This is a genomic window from Dyella sp. M7H15-1, from assembly GCF_004114615.1.
In the GTDB taxonomy this organism is placed as follows: Bacteria; Pseudomonadota; Gammaproteobacteria; order Xanthomonadales; family Rhodanobacteraceae; genus Dyella_B.
In genome coordinates this window covers 1,554,144-1,579,926 of record NZ_CP035300.1, presented here as the reverse complement: position 1 = coordinate 1,579,926, position 25,783 = coordinate 1,554,144, and the positions used below count along the sequence as shown (strand labels likewise).

Sequence of the window (25,783 nt, the reverse complement as noted above, 5' to 3'; positions counted from 1 at the left end):
CTAATGCACTGTCCCTTCTGCCAGCATGAAGACACCCGCGTAATCGATTCACGTCTTGCCGACGACGGCGCCACCGTGCGCCGTCGTCGCGAATGTCCGGAGTGCGGCGAGCGCTTCAACACCTTCGAAACGGCAGAGCTGAAACTGCCGGCGATCGTGAAGAGTGGCGAACGGCGTGAGAGTTTCGACGAACGCAAGCTGCGCGTCAGCTTTGAGCGGGCTTTGCAGAAGCGTCCGGTGGCCAGCCAGGCAGTGGATGCGGCGGTGCGTGCGGTCATCGATGATTTACGCAAGAGTGGCGAGCGCGAAGTGCCGTCGCGCCATGTTGGCGAGTTGGTGATGCGCGAGTTGAAAAAGCTCGATCAGGTGGCATACGTGCGCTTTGCATCCGTCTATCGCAAGTTCGAGGACGTGCATGCGTTCCGCGAGGAGATCGAGAAGCTGGAACGCGATCTTCCGTCGGGGTTGGAGAACTTGCAGCTCTCGTTACTCGGCGAGGCGGCAGCAGCGGTGAAGCGTAATCATCGCAAGAGCTAAAAAAGTACGCCAAGGACTTTACGAATCAGCGCACGCACAAGCGTAGCTATGCTGGAGCGGCACTTATTCAGTGTTGCCTTGGGCCGATGCGTCAGCATGGAGAGCTGCTGTCCTTGATCTCATCCGGCGCGCGGGTGATGTCACCAGCGACCTGGTAGCGGATGCGAGCCTTGGAGCGGCGCGAGCGGATCTTGGCGAGGTGGGCGCACTGCGCGCACCAGTGGCCTTGGCAGATAGTCGCGAAGGGTGCGTGCCAGCTATGACCGCGATGACAGAGCCAATGCATCCGGGTTGACGAGTTACGGTAGCTGTCGGACAGGCATTGTCCGCCCCGATCACGCGCGGCTTTCTGGGCGTCTTCCAGTTGGTACCGCTTGCGGGTGTAGCCGCACGGCCGGCACCACCGGCCACGAAGGAGGATGGCCTCGGCCGTGGCCTCCACGGGGTGGCCTTTGGCGCACACGAAGCGGTAGCGGGTCTTGATGTTGACGTAGGTCGTGCTCAGACAGCGGCCGCCGTACGCCTGCGCCGCGGCCTGAAGTTTCGCCAGGCCGTCGGGCAATCGCTTGCTCTCGCGCGCCCGCGATCCCTTGCAGCGCGGGCACCATCGGTCCTTGAGGATGTTGTGTCCAAGGGCTTCCCAGACGTGTCCGTGCGCGCACTGAAAGCGATGGCGGTGATGAACGCCCTCGAATTGCTCGGCCAGGCACACGCCACCGTGACGGGCCGCGGCCTGTTGCAGGCGAGACAGACCATCGGGCATCAGGCGATGTTGCCGGTCTTCCAGCTTGAGATCGCAATGCGGACAACGCGCGGTCTTTTTCACGTTGCAGGGAAGGCGCTGCCAGGTGTGTCCCTGCGGACAGCGGAAGCGATGTTTGACATCGGAGCCCCGCCAGCGGCTTTCCAGGCAGGTCACGCCGGCCTCGGCGGCCAACTGCTGCAAGCGAGCCAAGTAATCGATGTGGACGGATGAGCGAACGGCGCGACCGCGGGGTAAGCGCGTGCTCATGGCGCATCACCCTCCCGTTCCAGCGTGTTACCGATCACGCTGAGCGTGACCGGATCGGTCTTCTTCCACTGCGCTTTGGGCATGACGAGCCGCCATGCGGCGTGCGACGGATCGCGAAAAAACGCCACCACGCCCACGTACTGCGCGTTGTCGGCCATGGGTGTGTTGAGCGTGATCGTGGCTTGGGGTGCCAGCACGATGTCCGTGTGGCTCAACGCGTCCGCCTTGAGCACGCGGTCGGCATCGTGCAACAACTGCGCGTAAGTCGCCTGCTCGAACGCCTTGGCATCCTTCAGTTGATAGACGCGCATCGCCACCGGCAGCGACGCGCCACGCTCGTCGCGGTTGAGTTCGGCGCGACCCTCGATCACCAGATGCATCTGCTTGACCTTGGCGACGAAGATCGCGCGGCTGACGTCGGTGGACGTGTCCTTGGTGGTTTGCCATGCACCGCAGCCGGTCAGCAGTAGCGCCGTCAGCGCGAGCAACACGGCTATCGTGAGAAAGAAAGGCTTCATGGCGAACGCAGCTCCGGCGGCAGGGGATGCATGACGGGCGACGCGCCGTTCTTGCCGACGATAAAAATCCGCTCGGGCAGTGTGAAGCCGCGCAGTGCCAACAGATCCAGCGGCCCCGCGCCCACCTGCGTGCGCAGGACATAGCGCAGCGATTCGGCGTCGGGGTGCGTCCAGGTGAGTTCATAGCGGGTGCTGTCGAGCGGTTTGACCTCGGCCGTGGCGAGCAGGCGCAGCCACGCCCAATCGCCGGTGGCATCGAAGACTTGCCGCACGCCGGCATCGAGCGTTTGCCAGGTGAGCGCCGCATGGCCGTTCAAGCCGTCGCCGGGCCAGGCGATCGGCGTCCAGGTTTCCTGCTGGTTGAAGTAGACGACGGCATGCTTGTCGATGGTCAGCTCCGAGCGCGTCACGTTGGGCGTGGGCTGCGGCATGATCTCGAAGCGATAACTGGCGTCGCCGGACGGATACAAGCGCGTGCCGAGTAGCGACATCTGCTGGATGGCTTTAAGGAAGGCCGGGTCGAACGCCAGCGTTTGCGGCGCCAGCCCGTTGGGCGCCCACATATCCCCTTGCTGGGCGAGCACACCGGCCAGTTCGACGGTGAGGAAGCGGTTGATCAAGCCGCTGGTGGGACGCACGTAACGGCCGAGTTCCGCGAACGAGGCGTCGGCGTTCGTGTCGTAAAACGGATAGCGGCCATCGAACGCACTGTTGAACGGCGCCGCGATGCTGGCGCGCCAGAGCTCGTTGAGGCTGGCGGCGGCCGGTTGCAGAATCGTTTGCCACGCGCCGTCGAGCGGACGCAGGAACAGCGCATCGCCGAAACCCGCCCAGGCGGAACCCAGACTCGCGGCGGTCAAGGCCGCCTGTTCGCGCACTTGCGAGCAGACTCTGCGCACGACGCACCAGCGTGTCGCCAAGCGCCTGCGAAGGACGCCCCGCCTGGGCCTGATGCTGCACGGACTTCATCAGGGCGATCAGCGGCGAGGTCTGCGCATCGGTCAGCCGCGTGAGTTGATCGACGGCCACGCTGAGGTTCGTCGCCGGCTGCCAATGCAGGCTATTGAGCAGGCGTTGCCACGCGGCGGCGTACTCGGCGAAGTAGCGTGCGGTCAGGCGTTGCTTCAGATCGCCGGCCCGCTGCGCATCGTGCTCGGGCAAGGCGATGGTCTTGCCGTCGGTCAACACCCCATCGCTTTCCACCTGGCGTTCGCCCGCCTGGTCGATCGCCGCGGCGATCATGCCGTCCCAGGCGGCGCGGGAATACACGCCCGGCACGCTCGCGCTCGTCCCGAACAGCCCTTGCGCATCCGTGCCGTTGAGCAATGCCGGCAACGACAGGTCGGCATACTTGCCGCGCACGCCATCGAGGATCGACTGGTAGACCGTGTCGTCCGCGTTCGCCAGACCGATCTGATTGACCAGCGTCGAGCGTGCCGTGGCAATCAGCGGCGCCGACGGCTGGATACGCCAATCGGGGTGTGCGTGCAGGTGCTGCGCGAAAAAGCGGGCCAGACGCTGTGAGGTGTCCTGCCATTCGCCGGGCGGCATGCGCGGGATGACCGGCCAGACGGTGGCGAGTTGTGTCGCGAGGAAGTCGGGATCGGTGTGCGCCGGATCGGCCAGCATCAAGTACGTCTTCAGCACGTTGTAGTCGCGCTGCTGCGCGTCGCGATCCTGCAAGGCATCGGCGCGCACCTTGCCGAGGGCGGCGAGCGATGCTTCGAGACTGCGCTGCACGGGAATCGTGAGCAACGCGCGGCTGGCGTCGGCATAACGCATCCAGAGCGTGTCGAGCGTGACTCGGTTGCGGTTGAGGCCGAAGCCGTGCACGCCGGGGGCGCGGCGTCGCACGCGTGCTTCATACACACCGATGCGTTGTTGCAAGGCCAGCAAGGCGCGAACGCGCGTGGCGTCATCGCCCTGATCGAGTGACCGCACGACGGCCTGCGAGCGTTGAAGCTCATGCGCATTGGCGAAGGCCGAGACCAGCGTGCCGACGGTGCCAATGCCGACCAGGGCCAGTGCGATGACCGACCACACGGTGATCGGATGCCAGCCGATGCGGCGGCCGCGATCGCGGCGGGTCAGATCGCCAAGGTGCGACCACAGTGCAGGAAGGACGGTGCCCGAGGCGGCGCCGCTTTCGACGGACTTCGCGGGGAACGGCGTGAAAAACACGCCGCGCACCGGCAAGCGGCGCGCCACGAGGCTGGCCATCCAGGCTGACAAGGGCGCGGCGCGCCCATCGAGGCGTTCGGACAGCTTAGCGATATAGATATCGCGCGGATTGGCGCCCAGGCGATGCACGCCGAGATGGGCGAGCTGATCGCGCAGCGTCCGCACTTCGGTGTCCATCGACGGCGCAACGCGGCCTTGGGGGAATTCGCAACCGGCGATCGGCGTGGTGCCGTCGTTCACCTCATCGACCTGGGCGGCATCGAGCACGTAGACCGGTGCTGACCAATGCAAGCTTTGCGCGACACGGGCCAAGTGGATGCCGGGGGTGCCGCGTGTCGGCGCGAGCGTGTCTTCGACACCGTTGACCACCAGCACGAGACCATCCACCGGGCGACGGCGACGCAGGCGATAGAGCTGTTGCAGCCAGGCGTCGTTGGGTTGGCCGTTGTCGTCGTTGGCGTGCCACAGCAGCACGGCCTCGTCGGTGATCAAGTGACCGTGCTCGGCGAGCTCGGGCAGCAGACGTGCGATGGTTTTGTCGTTGCCGGTGAGCAGTAGCCAGGGTTGGCGATAGCGCCAGCGCAGGCCGTGCCGTTCCCGGAGCGCGAGAGCCAGTTCGTCTCGCCACAGTCGCGCGAGGATGGGAGCAGTGGACGCATGTGGGGCGCCAACTCGCGCGGTGCCATCGCGTGTGTAGCGCTCTTCGTCGCGATGCGGCGCCTGTCGTGCGACCCAATGCTGTCGTGCGACCCAATGCCATGCGCCCATGAGAAGACCGTGTGCCAACAGTGCGGAGGCGCCGATCAGTAGCACGACCAGCACGCGGACAACCGAGGACGGGTGCAATGCGGCACCTTGGTACCATGCCGTGATGGCGGCGCCGACCGTCATCGTGAGCACGACCATCCAGAAGCCTGACAATCTTCGAGTATTCATCCCTGCAGTCCTGATTCCTGATGTGTTGCGACGGGTTGAACGACCGTCGCGCGTAGTGTGTTTTGCCGACTCGCGACAAGTTGCGGCATGTGTGTCTGCGATACGTGTTCGATGGCAAGCGCCATGGCAAGCCAAGCGGCGACAACGCCTGCATCGCCGATGGCGGCATCGATATCATGTATTCCGTCCGCGGCTTGCTTGGACGAAAGACCCAGTGACAGGTCGGAGGACGCTTGCATCAATGACGATGCGTCTGCGTGCGTCAAGCCGGCCTGCCAGAGGTGCTCGACGTTCGCTGCTTCTGCGTTGCCCCACAGGAGTGCTCGCGAAATCGTCTCGTTCACGTTGTCTTTGCTGTCTTCCACCGGGCGATGAAGCAGTGCAAGCGACGGGAGTGCTTTTCGTTCGACGAGTGGCGCCCAGCCCAGCAGCAATGCGACCGCCGCTTCAGCGCTGTTGGCGCTAGGCATTTCATGCAATTGCACGGCAATGAACAGTGCAATTTTTTCGAGTTCGGGGCCGCCACGAATATCCAGCCATTCGTCGAGCGCCATGATGCCCTGCTCCTCGTGGAGCAGGGTTGTTTCTACGGAACGATATCCTGCGGCATCCCAGCAGTATTGCCAGAGCGCGAATATTTGCTCGTGCGGCGCGTCTGCAGGAAGTTGCAGATAGACAGCAAGCGGCACGCGACGAGGAATCTCGGTCAAGGAGGTCGCGAGTTGGCGTATCAACGCCGTGAAGCACGACTGAAAACGTTCTTCCTGGTTAAAACCTTCGACGTCAAGCGCGGTGTGCCGTACCGAGGTGCCGTCGGAAAACGAGTCGCGGGATTCGAGCTTGCTTTCGCCATCGACGATTTGCGTTGCGGCTTCGCCCGGACCTATCGCGCAGAGGTAGCTCGCGTTAAGCACCGCCAGTGGCTCCCGAGCGAACAGAAGTGCCTTGGCGCGGTCGGCAGCCAGCACGTCGTCCGCGGCTTGCAGGCGCGCGCTTTCCTGCTCGTGATAGAGCCATCGCAAACCAAAGAGCAGGCACCACGCGAGTGCCGGGAACGCGAGCAGACGCATCCAGAACCAGGCCGTGTCGGTGGGTTCGCCTTTGGGCCATGTCAGCAGGGCCAAGATGACACCCGCCAGCATGATGGCAACGAACAAGCCCAGCCACACGAAGGGTCTGGGAAGTGTGGGGGGCGTGGTGTCCCACTGTGGGGTTGGCAGTTCTACAGGCATAAATCGATGTCAGTGGAGGCTGGAAATAAGTTGGCAGCCGCACGTTGCACGATGCCCTTCGCGTGCCACGGGAATGCCGCCATCGGTCGTTTTGGAGTCGCCTTCGGTGATGCGGTTAGGGCGGACATCGGGGTGCTTGGGGCACCACACCTCATCCCCTTTACGCGCGACGAAACGCCCGCGGATGCGCATCGTGTTCGAGGCGCTGATAACCTTGCCGCCGTGGTCGGTGCTGTCGCCGAGTCGAATGAACTTGCTCATGATGTTTGCTGCTCCCTCGCCATGCGTTAGGCCAATTCCCTGCGTGCGTCTGACGCGGGTGCCGCACCAGAAGCAGGAAGCGACGTCTCGGCGGATGCCGTTTTTCCGGTTTCGCGCTCGTTCTGGAAAATGTTTCGGTAGCGGAGGTAACCACCCGTAAGCCGATACGGTTCCAGGCGGAACTTTGGAATGTCGTTAAACCCCGCACGTGAATCGTGGACGTAGTCGTCCAGGAATCGGCGGACGGCATCGGGCAGGTCCACGCGACTATCCATGACCGCGAGCAACGTGCGGGTGGTTGCGTCCACCGGCTGAAACGGATCGTCATAGAACAGACGGCCTATGAGCACGATGGGCGTATGGCCGAGAACGTCATGGGTTCCTTCGCCGGTTACGCGTAGACGCCCGCGTATTGCCGCAATCTGTTGCGCGAGGTCATTCTGGCTGGCGTCCAGGTCGGCTTTGTCCTTGGCATTGGCCCGTTGATAGAACGCCCGGGTTTTGAGCGCTTGCCAACGCTCGAACAGGCCACCGCGCCATTGCAGGTACTGATGCGTGTGTCGGTGCACAAAATCGCGGGTGACTTCTGTGCCGGAGGCGTTTCCGATGTCACAGTCTTGCCAGAATGCGTTATAGGCTTTGATAAGGTCTGGCGGTATGAAGAAGTCCTTTTTGTAGTCAGGATTGCCCTCGATCTCTTCCCTGGACAGTAAGGGGACGCCAGCCTTGAATGCCTCGAAGTGCATGTCGTTCAGAGGGATTTGGGATAGCTGCGAAAGCTTGCCTTGCTCAGTGGGCAAATAACCGCCACCCACGTCAGAATGCATGCCGGGATAGACCACCTGTCGTACGATTGCAGCCGTTTCCAGCGGGAACGAGGCGCGCTGCTCGTGCAACGCGATGTAGTGCACACACTGCTCCACGGTGGGAGGGATGCGCATATTGCCATCCGCCCATGCCAGGTGGCCTTCAACGCCCGGGATGGCGTCAGAACCGCCAACGGAGGCGACGGTATCAAACAGGCCCATGAAATAGATGCGTAGCGGTACGCCTGCTAACGCGTATCCGCCATCGTCTTGCTGCAAAAGCTCGCTCAACCAATTGGCGAAAACCCTTGCCTCCGCGGCCCCGCGCGAAAAGCCGAACACCGCGACGTTGATCTGCGTGATTTTGCGCTGACTTCCTTTGACGACGGCGGAGAGCTTTTCTTCCCACTTGCGCAATACCCTTCGGCGGTAGCTATTCTCGAAGCCGATGGCGCCTATCGCCGAGCTCATATTGTTGGCAACGGTTTTAGCCATGGCGTCGGTGAACAGCGCATGGCCATCAGTGGCACGTGCATGCATTGCATTGAAAATGCGTGTGATGCCCCAGTTGATGCGGTCTGCGCCCATGTAGCCAGCGGTCTCGCCGAGCTTGCGCCGACCAAGCGCGATATCGCCACCATCCACGTCGCCGATTTGCTTGAAAGGCGTTCCTACGCCGGGTATGTAATATGAAAAAAAACCGTTCTGAGGCTCATCAAGCCGGGCGTTGAACAGTCTAGCGACGTTGCTGTGCTTGTCTAGTTCTTCCTGTTTGCCCAGCGTGCCGGGTTCCTTCCAATCCATATTGTTGCCGGTACCGTCAAAGAACACCGTGGCGTAAACCTGGCCTTGGCATTGCGCAGACTCTTTGCTCCGAATACAGGTCAAGGCGCTCTGTCTTTGTGCCATTTCTCGTGGAGAGAGTGTGCGATAGCCATCAGTGGGCATTGGATTGGGAATCACTAGCTTGTTTGACACGGAACGTTCCTTCTTTTGCTTTAGGGGTGTCACAGCTTGGCTTCTTCGCCTTTAAGCGGATAATCAGGATTGCTTAAAATGACGAGGTCGGTGGCGAATACTTTGACGCTGCCATTTCGCAAAAAGTGGACGGCGAATACACCCGTATCCTTTGAGGTATAGGGCGGGATTTCCACGACTTGCTCCTGCGTTTCTCTTTCGACTCCTCCCCATCGCACAGTAACAGTCATGCCAGGTTTGTATTTTCTTGGAATTGAAATGCAGCAAACGAAACCTCCTCCCCCTTTGTGTTTCCCTAGAATGCCGCCCCCGCCATTGCCGACGGTGAACCAGCCAATATCGCGATCGGTATGGTTATAACCGACGACATCGAGTCCGATGCTTTCGTTTCTGTTATAGCAACTGGAAAGCATCATGCTCAGCAGCGCAAGCATGAAACCAAGCCCAAGTTTCTTGAAGTTTTTCATCGAGTCTCCTGACTGCCTTGGGTGTTATGGATGATTAACGGCGTTATCGAATAAGACATGCATTTACATCTTGGCTTCGTCGCCCTTGATCGGGTAATCAGGATTGCTTAAAAAGACGAGGTCGGTGGCGAATACTTTGACGCTGCCATTTCGCAAAAAGTGGACGGCGAATACACCCGTATCCTTTGAGGTATAGGGTGGGACTTCCACGACTTGTTCCTGTGTTTCCCTATCGACTCCACCCCAGCGAACGGTGATGGTCATGCCGGGCTTGTATTTTCTTGGAATGGAAATGCAGCAAACGAAACCTCCGCCTCCTTCGTGTTTGCCGAGGTATCCTCCTCCACCGTTGCCGACGGAGAACCAGCCAATATCGCGATCAGTATGGTTATAACCGACGACATCGAGTCCCATCCTGTCATTACTGGCATAACAACTGGAAAGCATCATGCTCAGCAGCGCAAGCATGAAACCAAGCCCAAGTTTCTTGAAGTTTTTCATCGAGTCTCCTGACCGCCTTGGGTGTTATGGATGATCAACGGCGTTATTGAATAAGACATGCATTTACATCTTGGCTTCGTCGCCCTTGAGTGTGTAATTGGGGTGCTCGAGGTAATACATGGTGACAAATATTTTGATATCGCCGTTGCGAAGAAAGTGGACAGCGAGCATTCCGCCGTCTTCGGGGATGTAGGGAGCGACTTCAACAACACGTTCCTGCGTTTCCCTGTCGACTCCGCCCCAGCGAACGGTGACGGTCATGCCAGGCTTGTATTTTCTTGGAATGGAAATGCAGCAAACGAAACCTCCGCCTCCTTTGTGTTTACCTAGAATGCCGCCCCCGCCATTGCCGACGGTGAACCAGCCAATATCGCGATCGGTATGGTTATAACCAACGACATCGAGTCCCATCCTGTCATTACTGGTATAACAACTGGAAAGCATCATGCTCAGCAGCGCAAGCATGAAACCAAGCCCAAGTTTCTTGAAGTTTTTCATCGAGTCTCCTGACTGCCTTGGATGTTATGGATGATCAACGGCGTTATCGAATAGGACGCGGATTTACGTCATGATTGTGCGGGCATCTAAGTCCGGGTATTTAAATTACGGAAGCTCCATAAATCGTCGTTCTTCCTCCGACATGACCCGGTGCGCGCGACAATGCATCCACGCATTGAATTGGACGGTTATCCAAGCGCCGATCAAGGGAGCGAGAAGGAAGGAGGATAGGACGGCGATGAGTTCCGAGAGTGATATGCAAAAGTAGCCACCGCATGATTTGTCGCCTTCGGTAAGCCATGAGTACATGGCGGTCAATATGAGCAGCAGGTAGCCGCTGGCGAAGGTTGAGCTGACGAATATGAAAAAGCTCCGCACACGGTGGGTCTGCTTTTTTCGTTTTGAGGACGTAGCGCGATGATTTGCGGGACGTTGCTCTGGGCTTGGATGGTGGGACTGAGGCATGGATTCACTGCTCCCACAAAGGCTTGCCGAGCTCCCATAGGTCGTCCGGCAACGTATTGAACCAGTCCGCAAACGGTTGCTCGGGTTGCGAAGACGGCGACGCAAATCGCTCTGCGACCGTGGGGTGCTCCACAAACTTGCCAGAGGTACGCAGCGCCAGCGTGAGCCATAGCGTCTGCGCGTGTCGATCGCACAGGCCATGCTGTCGTGCCATCTGCCAGTGCGTGTGTATAAACGGATAGAGCACGCGATGCGGAATGCTATCGATTTGCTTGGCGATGGTTTTGCGCAGCTCGTAGATCAGTGCGTCGGGTTCTGATGCGGTTTGCAAACGCTCAGCTTGCGATGCGTCAAGTTGCAAAGGGAGGCTCGCGCGTTTTGCCGTTTCGATGTCGCTCTCAGCGATAGGGTGTCTCTGTTCGTCGCCAAACCGATCGATGCTTGTCCACTGCGCGATGCCGCGTGTGAAGAACATGCGCTGTTCCGCGGTTAGAGCGTCCAGCCAGACGGGCAATATTCGCGTGTCATACCATCGCATGAGCATGGATTGCCCATCTGGTCTTTCAATCAGATGGAATTGAGCGAAATGGTCGGTCAACAAGAACAACGGCAGCGTTGATTCGAGCACGCTGACGCACGGTTTCAGTTGGCCGATTCGAGTCGTCTCGTCAATGACCTTCTGGGTCGCTTCGCTTTCGACCGTGACGTCGATCAGTAGTGGCGCTATTTCCGGGAGTGATTCCTCGGCGTGCCCCTCGAACAGTGAGCCATACAAGATGTTTCTTTGCTGCAATTTCTGATGAAACCGTGGATGCTGGCAGGAATCGAAAAGGATGTAGCGGAACATGGCAGGCACCTAGCTGATGAACACGCCGGGAGCACCTTGACGCATGGCGTCGATCAGGCAGCTCTTGCAAGTGGTTCGGGGGAATTGCGGCAGCGGTATGTTTTCGGACGCCGGTTCGACGGTGTCCCAGAGCGCGCACTTCTCCAGGATGTCACCGGGCGACACGTTCTCGATGCGATTGCCGTTGATGCGGATATACGAGCCGCCAGCGCCGATCCACACTTCCTTGGACGCGGCAAGCACCAGTCGACCATTGGTGCTGGTGATGGTGAGATCCTTGAGCGCGGCGAGCGCCATGTCGTCACCCTGGGCTTGAATTTCCACCTTGCCCTGGTTGGCAAAGAGTTTCATCCCGAGCGTCTGCGCGAACAGACTGATCTTCTCGCCTGCGGCGACCGTGAATTTGCGCAGCACACCCATGTCGGCGTTTTCGCCCGCAGTAAACGTGAGGTTGCGCCCGGCGCTGTGCTGGATGGTTTCGGGCGTGGTGAGGGCGATGGAGGAACTCGCGGAAAGCAGCATGACCGCCTGCTGCAGGTCCTTGATCTGCTTCTGCAGCACCTCGTTCATGGCCTTGGCATCGGCGGCATCGGCTTGGGCGGATTGGGCGGTTTGCGCCAACTGTTCCATCTGCGACTGCGCGGCGCTGAGCTGCTCCAACGCTTCGCGCATATCGAGCTGCTTGCCCTTTGCGTTGGGGCGGTCGTTGGACGAAACGAACAAACCACGGCCCGCTCGCACGGCGCCGTGCGCCGACGTGCGCAGCTCAAAGCCCTCACCGCGCTTCTCGCGGTTGCCGTTGACCATATGGCCAAGCGTGAGTTGGCTCTTGCCCGAATGCTGCGTGCTGAACTTGACGTGCTCCTGGTCCTTCCAGTCTTCCATCTGCAGCTTGTTGTCGCTTTGCGTGCGGATCACGTTGCGCGACAGCCAGCGGTCCTGGGTGGTGATCAGGTCGACGGCTTGGCTGTGGTGGTGGAAGGCGGCGATATAGGGCTTGTTCGGGTCGCCGTCGCGGAACTCGATGACGGCTTCGTCGCCATCCAGCGCGGGGAAGTGCATGCCGGTCTGCCGCTTGCCGGCGAAGGGTTTGGCAAGACGCAACGGCACGCTTTCGCCACCGGGATTCCAGGCATCGAAATCCAGATCGAAGCGCACCACGTAGTAGCCGGCCTTGGTCAGGTAGGCGTACTTGTATTTGCTCGGCGAGGTGACGCGCGCGGATAGCGTGCCGTGGATCTTCGGCCACGACGCCTCGTCGAGCGGCAGGCGGAAGCGCCGGTCGGCCGGTATCGCTTTGAAGCTGTTGCGATACGCCTGGTCGCGCGCGCCGCGGTGGATCACCTCGGTGATCACCATGCCGTTCGGTGCATCGGGCAAAGGCTCGGTGGTGTGGGTGATGCGCGCGCAGCGCAGGCCGGGATGGGTGGTCTCGCCCTGATAGCGCACCTGCCCGCTGATGGCGGCTTCGTGGCGCAGTTGTGCTTCCCATTGGGCTTGTTTCTGATCCAGATGACCGGTGCCGTAGATATACGGCTGGCCGTAAGTCGTGGTGTCCTTACTCGCGACATTGGCTTCGGCCTGGATACGCTCCCACGCCAGATCCGGGTTATAGTCGGCCACCCGGAACGACTGCGGCACGGTTCGCGCGTGCGTTTCGAGTGCAAGGATGGCGTCACCGCCGGCATTCAGGCCAGCGGGTTCACGGAAAGGCAGGGTCAGCGTGGGGAGGTATATAATGGTCGATGTCGTCCCCGAGCACGAGAAGATCCCCGTGTTCGCCTTCTTCGACGTAGGAAAATAAGCCTTCCTGTTCCATGAGTATTTTCATGAAACATGCGTCGCTGCACTGATACTGAAATCTAAAAGTATATTCCGGGTACTTGCGGCGCAGCTTGAAGATGAACTGGTGCCCCTTGAAGCCGTGACGGCGCAGGATCGCCTCGATGATCTGCGGCGCGGTCTGATGCTGGAAGATGCGGCTGGCGCGCGTGAGACGCAGGCGCGCGACGTGCGGTTCGATCACGATGCGATAGGTGTATTCGTCCTGGCTGCGCCGCAGTTGACTGAAGGCGGTGATGCAACCGGCGAAGCGGCGCGGCGTGCCGTCGGCGGACAGCATGCGGAAGCTCGCATCCTTGCCGACCATCTCCGCGCGCGTGAGCGCCTCGGGATGCGTGAGCGTGATGCGGTAGTAATGGCCGAGCTGTTCGTGTACTTCGAACTCGCGCACGGACGACGCTTCGTTGCGCGCAAAGCCGGTGACGTCGACGAAGTAGCGCTGATGGAGCGGCGGCGCGATGGCCGCCACGATATCGTTCGGGTCGTGCATTGATGACTCCCTGCGGAATGCTTGACCGGCGCGCTAGCGCGCGGGCAGGGCACGACGTTAGCCGCTTGGCATGTCAGGGTATGTCGTCGAAGCCAGGCTCGATGCGTAGGCATACATCGCTATGGCTGTGGTGGTTATCCGGGGTGTGACGAAGGATGGCGGCCATGCGCCGTTGCGCGTTCACCGACCCTCCGCGTGCGCGGCGCCATGGGCTATCAGCCGAGTGACGATCCGCGAGGCATGCAGGTTGGCGATATAAAGCTGATAGTCGTAGTTGATGCGGTTCGAACGCGAGACGTAGCGAATAAGCGCGGTGTCATCCATGGCTGCAACCGATGTGGGAAAGTCTCGGCGGACTTCAGTGGCGAGGGCGGGCGCGAACTCGGGCGGATCGGGTAGCGAGAGTAGGACGAATTGTTCAGCGGTGAGTGTCAACATCCATGACGTGCGCCTTGATCACGAAGCGATAGGAGCAGACATTCTTGGTGGTCTTGAGCTTACTGAAGGTGGTGATGCAGCCGTGGAACGTATGCGGCTCGTCACCCGCCGGCGCCAGCGTGAAGGTGGCATCCTTGCCAAGATAGTCCTTGCGCGAAAGCGCATCGGGATGCGTAAGCTCGACGATGATGTGCCACGGCTCGCCCATGCGACGGTGACAGGTCCGTTGGGTGTCCTTGGCGTTGTTGCGTTGCTACGCGTACGCCTTATGATTCATCGATCCTGACGTGAAAGTGGATGCCCGCTTTCGCGGGTATGACGCCAATGCAAGAGCCGGGCACTTAGCCCAGACTCTCCAACCACCCATCATCCGATCCTTCATCCACGCCTTCAAACAGAAAGGTGGACAGATAGCGTTCGCCGGTATCGGGCAACATCGCCAGGATCACGCTGCCTTTCTCGGCCGTTTCCGCATACTTCAGTGCGGCGGCCACGGTTGCACCGGCGGAAATGCCGACAAAAATGCCTTCTTCTTTCGCCAGGCGGCGCGATGTGTCACGAGCCAGCACGTCATCCACTGGCAGATCGATATCGAAGATTTGGCGGTTGAGCACTTCCGGCACGAAGTCCGGTGTCCAGCCCTGGATCTTGTGTGGCTGCCACGGCTGATCGCCAAGCAGCGATGCGCCGGCAGGTTCGGAAACCACGATCTTCACTTCGGGGCGGGCGACTTTGAGTACTTCGCCCACACCCGTTAGCGTGCCGCCGGTGCCCCAGCCGGTCACGAAGGCGTCGAGTCGCTTGCCGGCGAAATCACGCAGGATCTCCGCCGCCGTGGTGTTGCGGTGATAAGCCGGATTGGCCGGGTTCTGGAACTGCCGAGGCAGGAACCAGCCGTGTTTAGCCGCCAGTGCTTCCGCACGCTGGACCATGCCGCTGCCGCGCTCAGTAGCAGGCGTGACAATCACCTTGGCGCCATAGGCGCGCATCAATTTGCGCCGTTCCACCGAGAAGGTTTCGCTCATGGTTGCCACGAACTTGTAGCCGCGTGCGGCGCAGACCATCGCCAGCGCGATGCCGGTATTGCCGGAAGTCGCTTCGACGACCGTGTCGCCGGGCTTCAACAGACCCTTCCTTTCCGCGTCGAGGATCACCGCAATGGCGAGACGATCCTTGACCGAACCGCCGGGATTGAACGCTTCTATCTTGGTATACAACGTGACGTGGGCCGGTGCCACGCGATGCAGGCGGACGATGGGCGTATTGCCGATGGTGTCTAGAATGTTCTCGTAAATCATGACTGTTTCCCTGGCCGGATGGCGTGACATGGATGGGCTGGCGTGGGATTTCTGTTCGCCTTGTCGTCACCCCAGAGAAAACGGGGTCCAGCGCCTTTGGGGTAGAAAGTCACTGGATCCCAGCTTTCACTGGGATGACGAGCGCGTTTGCGGCTTCCTGAAACGTCACGCCAGCCTGAAATTATCAAGGCTACTCCTGCTAGTGGCGGCGCGACAAACGCCGCGTGTTCGCGCACACTGACGATCATGCATAGGGTTATTTAGACGTTTCCATGATCTTTACCGCCGATGATGTAACGCACATGGCACAAGCCCTGCGCCTGGCCGAACGTGGCCTTTACACCACGCAGCCCAATCCTCGGGTCGGCTGTGTCATCGCGCAAGACGGGCGGGTGTTGGGGCAGGGTTGGCACGAGCGTGCCGGCCAGCCGCACGCCGAGATCTTCGCCTTGCGCGAAGCGGGCGAGCCGGCGCGTGGTGCGACGGCATACGTGACGCTGGAACCTTGCGCCCACCACGGCCGTACGCCGCCATGTGTCGATGCACTGGTTGCCGCGGGTGTCGCACGGGTGGTGATCGCCGCCGAAGATCCGTTTCCGCAAGTGGACGGCCGCGGCGTCGAAAGGCTGCGCGCTGCCGGTATTGCTGTTGAAACAGGTTTGCTGCACGAGGCAGCACGCGAGCTCAACATCGGTTTTTTCAGTCGTATCGAGCGGCGCCGGCCATGGGTGCGGGTCAAGCTGGCGATGAGTTTGGATGGCCGTACCGCGCTGGCCGATGGTGAATCGAGATGGATTACCGGTGAAGCTGCGCGTGCTGATGTGCAGCGATGGCGTGCGCGCAGTTCGGTCGTTCTCACCGGTAGCGGCACCGTGCTGGCAGACAATCCCCGCTTGACGGTTCGTCTTCGGCAAGAATCGTTCACACCACCGTTGCGTGTAGTGTTGGACCGGCACCTGCGCACACCGGTAGGCAGCCATGTGCTGGATGGCCAAACGCCAACCTTGGTGATGCATGCCGCGGCGGCAAAAGTCACAGATAACCGTTTCGACCAAGTCGAGCGCGTTGTTATGGCCGAACGCGATGCCGCCCTCGACCTGCATGCGGTGCTTGCCCTGTTGGTCCAGCGCGGTTGCAGCGAATTGCATGTCGAGGCCGGCCCGACGCTTTGCGGCGCGTTGTTTGCCGAGGGGCTGGCGGACGAGCTGCTGCTGTATGTCGCGCCGCTTATGCTGGGTGACGGCGCCCGTCCGCTGCTGCATCTGCCGACACTGACCGACATGACCAAGTGCTGGTCGCTGCGTTGCATCGATCAGCGCCAGGTTGGTCATGACTGGCGCCTGCAACTGCGTGCCGCTACGTCATAGCGCGAAGTTGATGCTGACCTTCCCGAAGGGTCTAGTTCGGTGCTAAATTTCGCCAGCCGGCTTGTCCGGCCTACAACCAACGTCTTCAGGGCGGGGTGGAATTCCCCACCGGCGGTAGAGGTCGCAAGACTTGAGCCCGCGAGCGCTTTTGCCGTATGCGAGTTCCTCGCAAGAGTCTGCGCATTCTCGTGCGGACTTTCCAATACGGCAGAAGGTCAGCAGATCCGGTCAAATGCCGGAGCCGACGGTTTACGTGGCAGCGGTTCGCCGCTGCGGCGCACAGTCCGGATGAAAGAAGACGGCGGCATGCATCGCGTAAGCGATGCGTGTGCCTCATGCCTTGGGGCGTTCCCACTGACTTTGCGTGGAGAACGTTCATGCTTATTCATTTTTGCTATGTTTTGCCCACCTTCCTTGCGGAGGTGCGCTGATGTTTACCGGTATTGTTCAAAGCATGGGCCGCATCGTGCGGCTTGAGCCACGCGGTGGCGATGTGCGCCTGCATGTCGATACGGCGGGTTTGGATCTTTCCGATGTGCAATCGGGCGACAGCATTGCCGTTTCCGGCGTGTGCCTTACGGCGGTAACGCTGGCGACGCATGGTTTTGCTGCCGACGTATCCAATGAAACCCTGTCGCTGACGACACTGGGCAAGCACAAGGCCGGCGATCCGGTGAATCTGGAAAAAGCCTTGCGTTTGGCCGATCGCCTTGGCGGACACCTCGTGTCTGGTCATGTCGACGGCGTCGGCAAGGTGGTGTCCGTGACACCGGACAGCCGCTCGCAGCGCTGGACCTTCGAAGTGCCCACCCAGCTTGCCCGCTATATCGCATCCAAGGGTTCGATCTGCATCGACGGCACCAGCCTTACCGTCAACGAAGTCAACGGCAACCGCTTCGGCGTGAACCTCATTCCGCACACGGTGGAACATACGACTTTCTACACGCGCCGGGCTGGTGATGCGGTGAATATCGAGGTGGACGTCGTGGCGCGTTACGTCGAGCGGTTGATTACAGGCCAAGAGGCTTCGCGTATCGATGAAACATTTTTGAAGCAGCACGGCTTCGCGTAAGGATCAGACCATGGCATTCAATACCATCCCCGAAATCCTCGAAGACATCCGCGCTGGCCGCCTGGTGGTGATCCTCGACGACGAAGATCGCGAGAACGAAGGCGATCTGATCATGGCCGCACAGATGGTGCGGCCCGAGGACATCAACTTCATGGTGCGCGAGGCGCGTGGCCTGGTTTGCCTCACGCTGACTGAACAGCGCACGCGCCAGCTTGGCCTGCGCCCGATGGTGAGCGATAACACCTCGCCATATCACACCAACTTCACCGTTTCGATTGAAGCTGCCGAAGGCGTTACCACGGGTATTTCCGCGCACGATCGCGCCCACACCATCCAGGTGGCGGTGAAAACGGATGCGAAACCGCAGGACTTGTCGCAGCCGGGCCACATCTTTCCGCTCACTGCGCAGCCGGGCGGCGTGCTTACGCGCGCGGGCCATACCGAAGCCGGTTGCGATCTGGCCGCGCTGGCGGGATTGGAGCCCGCCGCGGTGTTGATCGAAGTGCTGCACGAAGATGGCTCGATGGCGCGCCGCCCCGAATTGGAAATGTTCGCCCAAAAGCACGGGCTGAAGATGGGTTCGATCGCCGACCTGATCCGTTATCGCCTGGAAACGGAGAAGACGGTCAAGCGCGTCTACGAAGAAAGCGTGCAGACCGAGTTCGGTCCGTTCCGCCTGGTGGCCTATCGCGATGCCATTCGACACGGTCTGCATTTTGCCTTGGTGCGAGGGCAGGTGGACGATGGCGCCCCGGTGCTTTCGCGCGTGCATGTGCGCAACACGCTGTCCGATGTGTTGCACTTGCAGCGTGATGATCTTGGCATGACCGTGACGTCGGCACTCCGCCGCATCGCCGATGAGGGGCGTGGCGTGCTGCTGGTGTTGTCCGGCGAAGATACGCCGGATGCACTGCTGCGTCGTCTCAGTCGGCAGCCGGCACAGCAGGCCCCCGAGGAAGTGCAGCAACAGGAGTGGCGCCAGCATGGTCTTGGTGCGCAGATCCTCACTGATCTGGGCGTGCATCGCCTGCGTGTGCTGGGCACCCCGCGCAAGATGGTAGGTTTGGCGGGTTTCGGGCTGGAGGTGGTGGAGCACGCGGAGTAAGCGCTTCAGCGTTGCCTTAACTATTCCCCCTTCGCGATTCCCGTTACTCTGCCCCCGATGGTTCGGCTGAAGCGAGGTCGGGATGAAGATCAAGGATCTGCCGTGCGGTTGCGTGCCCATCCGCGCGATAGGTTTGTCGGTGCTCACACTGGTGTGTGTTTCCAGCGCTTTCGCGCAACAGTCCACGGCGGCATCGTCGTCGCTCAGTCCTGATCAACGTGCGGATCAGCTCGTCAAGCGCATGTCGCTGCAAGACATGCATCAGCTGGTGCAGACCTACAACACCATGGGCGGACAAAAGATGCCGGACAGCATCGGTACCGCGGGCTATGTGCCCGCGCTGACGAAGCTGGCCGTCCCCGCGCTGCAAGAAAACGACGCTGGCATCGGAGTACAAAATTACCCTACCGACCTCAAGAAGAATGGCCAGCCGAATCATGTGCGTGGCGAGCAAGGCAACACCACGCCGCTGCCCTCCACGCTGGGCCTGGCCGCCACCTGGAATCCGCAGATTGCCTATGACGGCGGCCGCATGATTGCCGGAGAAGCGCATGCGCAAGGTATCAACGTGCTACTGGCGGGTGGCATCAACCTGACGCGCGAGCCGCGCAGCGGCCGCACGTTCGAATACCTCGGCGAAGATCCGCTGCTGGCTTCCCGCATCGATGGGGGCGAGATGCGTGGCATCCAATCGCAGCACGTCATCTCGACCATCAAACACTATGCGCTGAACGATCAAGAGACTCATCGCACCACGGTCAGTTCCGACATCGACGAGCGTGCGATGCGCGAATCGGATCTGCTTGCCTTTGAGCTGGCCATCGAAGACGGCCATCCTGGTTCGGTGATGTGTGGTTACAACAAGGTCAATGGCGTATGGGATTGCTCCAATAGTCACCTGTTGAATGACATTCTCAAGGGTGACTGGAAGTATCCCGGCTGGGTGATGACGGATTGGGGCAGCGATCACGGCGCGATGGATGCCATGGCCGGCGTCGATCAGGTCTCCGGCATTGATCCCGTCAGCGGCTTGAGCCTCGGTACCCGCTTCAACAGTTTCGGAGAGCCGCTGCTGCAGGCCATGGCAAAGGGCACGGTTCCGCGCAGCCGTTTGCAGGATATGGTGCATCGTATCCTGCGTTCGATGTATGCCGTGGGCCTGTTCGAGCATCCGCCAGTGATCAAGCCGTTGGATGTGGAAGCGGATGCACGGGTATCGCAGCATGCGGCCGAACAGGCCATCGTGTTGCTGAAAAACGACCAGGCACAATTGCCGCTTCAGGTAGGTATCAAAACGATCGCCCTCATTGGTGGTCATGCGGATGTAGGCGTGTTGTCGGGCGGCGGTTCGGCACAGGTGTGGCCGATCGGCGGGCCGGCGATTCCGGCTGTAAAGGGGCCGGACTGGCAGTGGAAGGTCTACGACCCTTCTTCGCCGATGAAGGCACTGCAGAAGCTGCTGCCAAACGCAAAGATGGTGTATGACGATGGTAGCGATTCCGCCAAGGCGGCCGCGCTGGCCAAGTCTTCAGACCTCGCCATAGTGTTCGCCACTCAGTGGACCTGCGAAGGCATCGATCAGCCGGACCTTGCCTTGCCTGACAAGCAGGACGGCCTGATCGATGCCGTGGCCGCCGCCAACCCGCATAGCGTGGTAGTGCTGGAAAACGGTGGGCCGGTGAAGATGCCGTGGCTGTCGAAAGTCAGCGTGGTGGTGGAAGCGTGGTATCCCGGTGCGCGTGGCGGCGAGGCGATTGCCAATGTGCTAGCCGGCAAGGTAAATCCATCGGGCCGCTTGCCGGTCACCTTCCCACAGAACGAACAGCAATTGCCGCGTCCGGTCATCACCAACGCGCAGAGCGTTGACTACAACATCGATGGTGCGTCAGTCGGCTACAAGTGGTACGACTTGAAGAAGTTGCAGCCGTTGTTCCCGTTCGGCTTTGGTCTGTCGTACAGCAAATTCGGCTACAGCGATTTGCATGTGAGCAGTGACGGCGACCATGTCACGGTGAGTTTCAAGGTCACCAATCTGGGTAGCCGTGCCGGCATGGATACGCCGCAGGTCTATGTCGGCATGCTGGCGGACAGCGGCGAAGCGCCCCGTCGCCTGGCCGGATTCGAGAAGGTGCCGCTGCAACCGGGGCAAAGCCACGCAGTCACCGCCACTATCGATCCACGCCTGCTCGCCACCTTCGATGTGCAGGGTCACCAGTGGCAGGTGGCGGCGGGCAGCTATCCCATCCATATCGGGCATTCGTCGCGGGATTTTGAGTTGAATGGCAAGGCGAATGTAACCGCGGCAACTATCGCGCCTTGATCATTCTAGATGAACCAATAGGTGCAAATTTTGCACATATTTCTAATGATGAAACAGGAAAATCATGCAAGCTCGTTCTTCTTGTAGCGTTCGCCTGATTGCCCCCTCCGGTTATCCGCACGACCGCGATGCGATGGCACGTGGCGTGGTGCGTTTGCGCGACGCCGGATGCGTCGTAGACAGCGTGGAAGTGCTGGAACGCAGCGAGCTGCGTTATGCCGGTAGCGATATGCAGCGTGTGGCGGACATCAATACGCTGGCCACACTGGATACCCTGCCGGATGTCGCGCTCTCCATCCGCGGCGGCTATGGCGCCACGCGCCTGCTGGAACACCTGCATTACGACGCCCTGCGCGAGCGCTTGGCCGGGCAGCCGATGGTGATGGTCGGCCATAGTGATTTCACCGCCTTGCAGATGGCTTTGTATGCCCGATCAGGTCTGGTCAGTTTCGGTGGTCCGATGCTAGGGCCGGATTTTGGCGCGAAGGAACTGAGTCCGCTCACCTGGCGGCATTTCTGGCGCACCATCAGTGTGCCGCGGGGCAATGCGAGTTGGGATTGCAGTGAGGTTGGCGAGTTCTCGGTGGAAGGGCCGCTTTGGGGCGGCAACCTCGCCATGCTGTGCAGTCTGCTGCAAACGCCGTATTTCCCGCGCATCGAGGGCGGCATCCTGTTTGTAGAGGATGTGGGCGAACCGCCGTTCCGCATCGAGCGTTTGCTGTATCAGCTCCACCTGTCCGGTGTATTGGGGCGGCAGCGGGCCCTGATCCTGGCCAACTTCACTCAGTGCCGACCAGTCGCCTATGACAATGGTTACGACTTGGCCGACGGCTTTGCCCAGATCCGCCGCATGGTCGGCATCCCCGTGCTTTCCGGCATGCCATTCGGCCACGAGCCGGATAAGTTCACCCTGCCATTCGGCGTGCCGGCGCGGCTGCGCGTGGTCGGGCAGCGGGTCAGCCTGGATTTCCACGGTTATCCCCACCTGCGGCACATCCACGAACCTTCCATGAGCGTGCTCCAAGCAGTCTCTTCCTCAAATCCGTAAAATAGCTGGCTCGCACGGCTCCGTCCGTCCCAAAGGAATCTCGCAGCATGAAGATCATCGAAGGCGATTTCGCCACGCCCAAGGGCCGTTTTGCCATCGTCGCCGGCCGTTTCAACGGTTTTGTGGTCGAGCCGCTGGTGGCTGGTGCGCGTGATGCGCTGGTGCGCCATGGCGTGAGTGATGATGCGATCGACTTGATCCGTGTGCCGGGCGCCTGGGAAATCGGGTTAGCCGCACACAAGCTGGCAAACTCCGGCAAATACACGGCGGTGATCGCATTGGGCGCGGTGATTCGTGGCGCCACCCCGCATTTCGATTTCGTGGCGGGCGAATGCACCAAGGCGCTGACCCAGGCCGCCTTGGGTTCGGGTGTGCCGGTGGCCTTCGGCGTGCTCACCACCGACACCATCGAACAAGCCATTGAGCGCTCTGGCACCAAGGCTGGTAACAAAGGCGCCGATGCGGCCATCGCCGTGCTGGAGATGGTCAATCTGTACGGAAAGCTGTCATGAATTCGCGTCCCGAAGGCATCGATCTTGCCGCGCGCTCGCGTGCACGCCGACGTGCGCTGCAGGCGCTGTACGCGTGGCAGATGAGCGGCAGCTCGATGACCTCGGTGATCGATCAGTTCCGCCACGAGCAGGATATGGAAGTGGCCGACCTGGACTATTTCGAGGATCTGCTGCGCGGTGTGGAAAGGCACGTGGAGGCGGTCGATGAGGCGCTCAAGCCGTACATCGATCGCGATGTCGGCCAGGTCGATCCCATTGAACGTGCAGTGCTGCGCCTGGCTGCGTACGAGCTGAAGTTTCGTCCGGACGTGCCGTACCGCGTGATCATCAACGAGGCGATTGAAGTCACCAAGCGTTTCGGTGCGGACCACGGGCATAGCTACGTCAATGGGGTACTGGACAAGTTGGCAGCGCAGGCTCGCCCTACCGAGAAGGGTGAATGATTCGTTTCGGGCTTGTGCGTGGCAAAAAGGTTCAATCTTGTGCCGCCGTCATTGACCAGCTTCAAAGGGTGGGCGCGTATCCGCCTTAGGGGAGAGGGAGTAAAGGCGCATATGGAATTTTCCCTCATCGACCGCATCCGTCAGCGCACCGCCCAAGGGCGCGACGACGTGTGCCTGGGCATTGGTGATGACGCTGCATTGCTCGCCGTCCCCGCAGGACAGGAACTGGTGGTCGCCATCGACACGATGGTCGAAGGCGTGCACTTCCCGCGAGGTACCTCTGCCGCGGATATCGGCTGGAAAGCTCTGGCTGTCAATCTTTCCGACCTTGCCGCGATGGGTGCGACACCGGCGTGGGCGCTGCTGGCGTTGACGCTGCCAAATGCGGAGCCGGCCTTTATCGATGATCTGGCCACCGGCTTCGCCGAACTCGCACAGTTGTACCGGCTTGCCCTCGTCGGTGGTGACACGACACGTGGCGCGCTCACACTCAGCGTTGCGGCGCATGGTTTCGTGCCGCCGGGCAAAGCGCTCATGCGCAGCAGTGCGCAGCTTGGTGATGCCATCTTCGTCACGGGAACGCTGGGCGATGCGGCGGCGGGTCTGGCGCTGGTGCAGCAGGGCGGCCACGAAGATGCCTGCTCGACGTATCTGATCGATCGCCTCAATCGCCCGACGCCGCGCGTCGCTGCCGGCCTCGCGCTGCGCGGGCATGCCCATGCCTGTATTGATGTTTCTGATGGGCTGCTCGCCGATCTCGGTCATATCTGCGCGGCGAGCGAGCTGGGTGCGGAGATGGATGTCTCCCTGTTACCGCGCTCATCCGCCTTGCTCGATCTTTTCGACGATACCACCTCGCGCCATTTCGCTTTGAGCGGCGGTGACGATTACGAGCTGTGCTTTACCGTACCGACGCAACATGTCGCGATCGTGCAGGCCGATCTTGCGCGGCTCGGTTGTGGCGCCACCCGCATCGGCCGCATGGTGAATGGCCAAGGGGTGCGCGTGCGCGATGAACACGGACAATGGCTGGAACCGCAACACCACGGCTGGGATCATTTCGGCGCATGAACGAACACAAGACACTCACTGAAGCGCAACGCCGCGCGCTGCTCGCCACACCTGCGGGCTGGTTAGCCTGTGGTTTCGGCTCGGGGCTCACGCCGGTAGCACAGGGCACCTTTGGTTCGCTCGCATCGATCCTGCCTTGGCTGCTGTTGCGTCAGTGCTCGCTGCCGATCAATTTGCTGGTGATCGTGGCGGGCTTCGTGATAGGCGTATGGGCATGCGATGTCGCCGGCCGTGCGCTCGGTGTGGACGATCACCGCAGCCTGGTCTGGGATGAATTCATCGGCCAGTGGATTGCATTGCTGCCCGCATTGCTTGCGCCGTGGTGGGCGATCGTTACCGGCTTTGCGCTATTTCGCCTGTTCGATGTGTGGAAACCTTGGCCGATCCGCTGGCTGGACCGTTATGTGAAAGGTGGGCTGGGTGTGATGATTGATGATGTGATCGCGGGCATTTTTGCCGCGATCGTGTTGTGGGCGATACTTCGTCTGGTCTGAACAATCCTGATCGTTGACTTCACGGTGGAATAACAGCCCTTACGCCATACAGGAGATTCCCATGCAATACCGTCGTCTTGGCCGTACCGGCTTGCAACTGTCCGCGCTGTCTTTTGGTGCGTGGGTTACCTTCGGCCGTCAAGTGGGGCGCTCCGAAGCGCGCGACCTGATGGCGATGGCGTGGGACAACGGCATCAACTTTTTCGATAACGCCGAGACCTACAACCACGGTGAAGCGGAGCGCCTGATGGGCGATGTGCTGGCCGATCTGCGTTTCCCTCGCGACAGCTATTGCGTGTCGAGCAAGGTGTATTTCGGTGCTGCGGAAAACCCGCGGCCGACCCAGCGCGGTCTGTCGCGCAAACACGTGATCGAAGCCTGTCACCAGGCATTGGAACGTTTGCGTGTGGGGCATCTGGATCTTTACCTTTGCCACCGCCCCGATCTGGAAACGCCGATCGAGGAAACCGTGGCGGCGATGGATACCCTGATTCGCCAGGGCAAGGTGCTGTACTGGGGTACCAGCGAATGGCCGGCCACCGCAATCCATGAAGCGCACCGCATCGCTCAAGCCATGCACATGTATGCGCCGGTGGTCGAGCAGCCGCAATACAACCTGCTACATCGCGAGCGCGTGGAGCAGGAATATGCGCCGTTGTATGCCGCCTACGGCATGGGCACCACCATCTGGTCGCCGCTGGCGTCAGGCTTGTTGAGTGGCAAATACAGCCAGGGCGTGCCGCAGGGATCTCGCCTTACACAGCCAGGTTATGAGTGGCTGCGTGACATGGTGTTGGGCGAAAGCGGCGAGCGCGTGGAGAAGGCGAAACGGTTGCCCGCCATGGCTGCCGAATGGGGCGCCACGCCCGCGCAATTGGCGATTGCGTGGTGTCTGGCCAATCCGAACGTTTCCACCGTCATTCTGGGCGCGAGCCGGAAAGATCAATTGGAGCAGAACCTGGGCGTCCTGGAGTTGCTGCCAAAATTTGATCTGGCGTTGAAAGAACGTATCGAACATACATTGGCGTTATAGCCTCCTTTGCG

The 25,783-nt window shown here is 60.7% G+C and carries 25 protein-coding genes, 2 pseudogenes and 1 riboswitch; of the genes and pseudogenes, 11 read left to right on the top strand and 16 right to left on the bottom strand.

Annotated features, from left to right (window positions below; genetic code table 11):
- Positions 1-3: 3 nt before the first annotated feature.
- The gene (gene nrdR / locus EO087_RS07435) at positions 4-537 is read left to right on the top strand and encodes a transcriptional regulator NrdR (RefSeq protein WP_128898311.1); all 534 of its coding nucleotides are present in this window, start codon (positions 4-6) and stop codon (positions 535-537) included.
- Positions 538-628: 91 nt separating this feature from the next.
- On the opposite strand, the gene EO087_RS07430 is transcribed toward nrdR, so the two are convergent.
- The 16 genes and pseudogenes from EO087_RS07430 to cysK all read right to left on the bottom strand — a co-directional run bounded on the left by EO087_RS07430 (position 629) and on the right by cysK (position 15,337).
- Positions 629-1,549: a hypothetical protein gene (locus EO087_RS07430; protein WP_128898310.1), complete on the bottom strand. Its 921-nt coding sequence runs from the start codon at positions 1,547-1,549 to the stop codon at positions 629-631.
- Positions 1,546-2,067 carry a type VI secretion system lipoprotein TssJ gene (gene tssJ / locus EO087_RS07425; protein ID WP_128898309.1) on the bottom strand — a complete coding sequence of 174 codons (522 nt, stop codon included), beginning with the start codon at positions 2,065-2,067 and terminating at the stop codon, positions 1,546-1,548. The genes EO087_RS07430 and tssJ overlap by 4 nt, the downstream gene beginning before the upstream one ends.
- Positions 2,064-2,945, bottom strand: coding sequence for a type VI secretion IcmF C-terminal domain-containing protein (locus EO087_RS16930; RefSeq protein ID WP_343133213.1), 882 nt, complete (start codon positions 2,943-2,945; stop codon positions 2,064-2,066). Before EO087_RS16930 ends, tssJ begins: the two co-directional genes overlap by 4 nt.
- 127 nt (positions 2,946-3,072) lie before the next feature.
- Positions 3,073-4,287, bottom strand: a pseudogene (locus EO087_RS16925) (ImcF-related family protein); the annotation flags it as partial.
- A gap of 893 nt (positions 4,288-5,180) precedes the next feature.
- Complete coding sequence (locus EO087_RS07410; RefSeq protein WP_128898051.1) at positions 5,181-6,416, bottom strand: hypothetical protein; 1,236 nt, start codon at positions 6,414-6,416, stop codon at positions 5,181-5,183.
- 9 nt (positions 6,417-6,425) lie between these two features.
- Entirely contained in the window at positions 6,426-6,677 is a 252-nt protein-coding gene (locus EO087_RS07405; protein WP_128898050.1) for a PAAR domain-containing protein, read from the bottom strand.
- A 26-nt stretch (positions 6,678-6,703) separates the two neighbouring features.
- Positions 6,704-8,461 carry a DUF2235 domain-containing protein gene (locus EO087_RS07400; protein ID WP_128898306.1) on the bottom strand — a complete coding sequence of 586 codons (1,758 nt, stop codon included), beginning with the start codon at positions 8,459-8,461 and terminating at the stop codon, positions 6,704-6,706.
- Positions 8,462-8,490: 29 nt separating this feature from the next.
- Positions 8,491-8,928, bottom strand: coding sequence for a DUF3304 domain-containing protein (locus tag EO087_RS07395; RefSeq protein WP_128898305.1), 438 nt, complete (start codon positions 8,926-8,928; stop codon positions 8,491-8,493).
- Positions 8,929-8,991: 63 nt separating this feature from the next.
- The gene (locus tag EO087_RS07390; RefSeq protein ID WP_240669160.1) at positions 8,992-9,429 is read right to left on the bottom strand and encodes a DUF3304 domain-containing protein; all 438 of its coding nucleotides are present in this window, start codon (positions 9,427-9,429) and stop codon (positions 8,992-8,994) included.
- A gap of 63 nt (positions 9,430-9,492) precedes the next feature.
- Positions 9,493-9,927 carry a DUF3304 domain-containing protein gene (locus tag EO087_RS07385; RefSeq protein ID WP_128898304.1) on the bottom strand — a complete coding sequence of 145 codons (435 nt, stop codon included), beginning with the start codon at positions 9,925-9,927 and terminating at the stop codon, positions 9,493-9,495.
- 469 nt (positions 9,928-10,396) lie between these two features.
- On the bottom strand, positions 10,397-11,239 hold the full coding sequence (locus EO087_RS07380) for a DUF4123 domain-containing protein (protein WP_128898045.1): 843 nt from the start codon (positions 11,237-11,239) through the stop codon (positions 10,397-10,399).
- A gap of 9 nt (positions 11,240-11,248) precedes the next feature.
- Positions 11,249-11,869: a DUF2345 domain-containing protein gene (locus EO087_RS16715; RefSeq protein ID WP_343133212.1), complete on the bottom strand. Its 621-nt coding sequence runs from the start codon at positions 11,867-11,869 to the stop codon at positions 11,249-11,251.
- 36 nt (positions 11,870-11,905) lie between these two features.
- Positions 11,906-13,571: pseudogene (locus EO087_RS16710) on the bottom strand (type VI secretion system Vgr family protein); the annotation flags it as partial.
- A gap of 180 nt (positions 13,572-13,751) precedes the next feature.
- The gene (locus EO087_RS07370; RefSeq protein ID WP_128898303.1) at positions 13,752-14,009 is read right to left on the bottom strand and encodes a hypothetical protein; all 258 of its coding nucleotides are present in this window, start codon (positions 14,007-14,009) and stop codon (positions 13,752-13,754) included.
- The gene (locus tag EO087_RS07365) at positions 13,990-14,217 is read right to left on the bottom strand and encodes a contractile injection system protein, VgrG/Pvc8 family (protein ID WP_128898302.1); all 228 of its coding nucleotides are present in this window, start codon (positions 14,215-14,217) and stop codon (positions 13,990-13,992) included. Before EO087_RS07365 ends, EO087_RS07370 begins: the two co-directional genes overlap by 20 nt.
- A gap of 133 nt (positions 14,218-14,350) precedes the next feature.
- Positions 14,351-15,337: a cysteine synthase A gene (cysK, locus tag EO087_RS07360; RefSeq protein ID WP_240669159.1), complete on the bottom strand. Its 987-nt coding sequence runs from the start codon at positions 15,335-15,337 to the stop codon at positions 14,351-14,353.
- A 272-nt stretch (positions 15,338-15,609) separates the two neighbouring features.
- Here cysK and ribD point away from each other — a divergent pair, with 272 nt between their 5' ends.
- From ribD to EO087_RS07310, 10 genes are all read left to right on the top strand, one after another.
- Positions 15,610-16,674, top strand: coding sequence for a bifunctional diaminohydroxyphosphoribosylaminopyrimidine deaminase/5-amino-6-(5-phosphoribosylamino)uracil reductase RibD (ribD, locus tag EO087_RS07355; protein ID WP_128899847.1), 1,065 nt, complete (start codon positions 15,610-15,612; stop codon positions 16,672-16,674).
- Positions 16,675-16,751: 77 nt separating this feature from the next.
- Positions 16,752-16,978: riboswitch (FMN riboswitch) on the top strand.
- 126 nt (positions 16,979-17,104) lie between these two features.
- The gene (locus EO087_RS07350; RefSeq protein WP_128898300.1) at positions 17,105-17,746 is read left to right on the top strand and encodes a riboflavin synthase; all 642 of its coding nucleotides are present in this window, start codon (positions 17,105-17,107) and stop codon (positions 17,744-17,746) included.
- Positions 17,747-17,756: 10 nt separating this feature from the next.
- Complete coding sequence (gene ribBA, locus EO087_RS07345; RefSeq protein ID WP_128898299.1) at positions 17,757-18,851, top strand: bifunctional 3,4-dihydroxy-2-butanone-4-phosphate synthase/GTP cyclohydrolase II; 1,095 nt, start codon at positions 17,757-17,759, stop codon at positions 18,849-18,851.
- 82 nt (positions 18,852-18,933) lie between these two features.
- A complete protein-coding gene (locus EO087_RS07340; RefSeq protein ID WP_128898298.1) occupies positions 18,934-21,171 on the top strand; it encodes a glycoside hydrolase family 3 C-terminal domain-containing protein in 2,238 nt (745 codons plus the stop codon).
- A 64-nt stretch (positions 21,172-21,235) separates the two neighbouring features.
- Positions 21,236-22,219 (top strand): muramoyltetrapeptide carboxypeptidase, encoded by a 984-nt coding sequence (ldcA, locus tag EO087_RS07335; protein WP_128898297.1) that lies wholly within the window; start codon positions 21,236-21,238, stop codon positions 22,217-22,219.
- A gap of 47 nt (positions 22,220-22,266) precedes the next feature.
- Positions 22,267-22,731 carry a 6,7-dimethyl-8-ribityllumazine synthase gene (gene ribE, locus EO087_RS07330; protein WP_128898296.1) on the top strand — a complete coding sequence of 155 codons (465 nt, stop codon included), beginning with the start codon at positions 22,267-22,269 and terminating at the stop codon, positions 22,729-22,731.
- Positions 22,728-23,174 (top strand): transcription antitermination factor NusB, encoded by a 447-nt coding sequence (nusB, locus tag EO087_RS07325; protein WP_128898295.1) that lies wholly within the window; start codon positions 22,728-22,730, stop codon positions 23,172-23,174. Before ribE ends, nusB begins: the two co-directional genes overlap by 4 nt.
- Positions 23,175-23,285: 111 nt before the next feature.
- A complete protein-coding gene (gene thiL, locus EO087_RS07320; RefSeq protein ID WP_128898294.1) occupies positions 23,286-24,245 on the top strand; it encodes a thiamine-phosphate kinase in 960 nt (319 codons plus the stop codon).
- Positions 24,242-24,739 (top strand): phosphatidylglycerophosphatase A, encoded by a 498-nt coding sequence (locus tag EO087_RS07315; protein WP_128898293.1) that lies wholly within the window; start codon positions 24,242-24,244, stop codon positions 24,737-24,739. The genes thiL and EO087_RS07315 overlap by 4 nt, the downstream gene beginning before the upstream one ends.
- A 61-nt stretch (positions 24,740-24,800) precedes the next feature.
- On the top strand, positions 24,801-25,772 hold the full coding sequence (locus tag EO087_RS07310) for an aldo/keto reductase (RefSeq protein ID WP_128898292.1): 972 nt from the start codon (positions 24,801-24,803) through the stop codon (positions 25,770-25,772).
- Positions 25,773-25,783: the final 11 nt, after the last annotated feature.

Bases quoted from the DNA above. Each gene is read 5' to 3' on its own strand.
- nrdR (WP_128898311.1), top strand. From the start codon at position 4: ATGCACTGTCCCTTCTGCCAGCATGAAGACACCCGCGTAATCGATTCA.
- EO087_RS07430 (WP_128898310.1), bottom strand. From the start codon at position 1,549: ATGAGCACGCGCTTACCCCGCGGTCGCGCCGTTCGCTCATCCGTCCAC.
- tssJ (WP_128898309.1), bottom strand. From the start codon at position 2,067: ATGAAGCCTTTCTTTCTCACGATAGCCGTGTTGCTCGCGCTGACGGCG.
- EO087_RS07410 (WP_128898051.1), bottom strand. From the start codon at position 6,416: ATGCCTGTAGAACTGCCAACCCCACAGTGGGACACCACGCCCCCCACA.
- EO087_RS07405 (WP_128898050.1), bottom strand. From the start codon at position 6,677: ATGAGCAAGTTCATTCGACTCGGCGACAGCACCGACCACGGCGGCAAG.
- EO087_RS07395 (WP_128898305.1), bottom strand. From the start codon at position 8,928: ATGAAAAACTTCAAGAAACTTGGGCTTGGTTTCATGCTTGCGCTGCTG.
- EO087_RS07390 (WP_240669160.1), bottom strand. From the start codon at position 9,429: ATGAAAAACTTCAAGAAACTTGGGCTTGGTTTCATGCTTGCGCTGCTG.
- EO087_RS07385 (WP_128898304.1), bottom strand. From the start codon at position 9,927: ATGAAAAACTTCAAGAAACTTGGGCTTGGTTTCATGCTTGCGCTGCTG.
- EO087_RS07380 (WP_128898045.1), bottom strand. From the start codon at position 11,239: ATGTTCCGCTACATCCTTTTCGATTCCTGCCAGCATCCACGGTTTCAT.
- EO087_RS16715 (WP_343133212.1), bottom strand. From the start codon at position 11,869: ATGGAACAGTTGGCGCAAACCGCCCAATCCGCCCAAGCCGATGCCGCC.
- EO087_RS07370 (WP_128898303.1), bottom strand. From the start codon at position 14,009: ATGTTGACACTCACCGCTGAACAATTCGTCCTACTCTCGCTACCCGAT.
- EO087_RS07365 (WP_128898302.1), bottom strand. From the start codon at position 14,217: ATGGGCGAGCCGTGGCACATCATCGTCGAGCTTACGCATCCCGATGCG.
- cysK (WP_240669159.1), bottom strand. From the start codon at position 15,337: ATGTCACGCCATCCGGCCAGGGAAACAGTCATGATTTACGAGAACATT.
- ribD (WP_128899847.1), top strand. From the start codon at position 15,610: ATGGCACAAGCCCTGCGCCTGGCCGAACGTGGCCTTTACACCACGCAG.
- EO087_RS07350 (WP_128898300.1), top strand. From the start codon at position 17,105: ATGTTTACCGGTATTGTTCAAAGCATGGGCCGCATCGTGCGGCTTGAG.
- ribBA (WP_128898299.1), top strand. From the start codon at position 17,757: ATGGCATTCAATACCATCCCCGAAATCCTCGAAGACATCCGCGCTGGC.
- EO087_RS07340 (WP_128898298.1), top strand. From the start codon at position 18,934: ATGAAGATCAAGGATCTGCCGTGCGGTTGCGTGCCCATCCGCGCGATA.
- ldcA (WP_128898297.1), top strand. From the start codon at position 21,236: ATGCAAGCTCGTTCTTCTTGTAGCGTTCGCCTGATTGCCCCCTCCGGT.
- ribE (WP_128898296.1), top strand. From the start codon at position 22,267: ATGAAGATCATCGAAGGCGATTTCGCCACGCCCAAGGGCCGTTTTGCC.
- nusB (WP_128898295.1), top strand. From the start codon at position 22,728: ATGAATTCGCGTCCCGAAGGCATCGATCTTGCCGCGCGCTCGCGTGCA.
- thiL (WP_128898294.1), top strand. From the start codon at position 23,286: ATGGAATTTTCCCTCATCGACCGCATCCGTCAGCGCACCGCCCAAGGG.
- EO087_RS07315 (WP_128898293.1), top strand. From the start codon at position 24,242: ATGAACGAACACAAGACACTCACTGAAGCGCAACGCCGCGCGCTGCTC.
- EO087_RS07310 (WP_128898292.1), top strand. From the start codon at position 24,801: ATGCAATACCGTCGTCTTGGCCGTACCGGCTTGCAACTGTCCGCGCTG.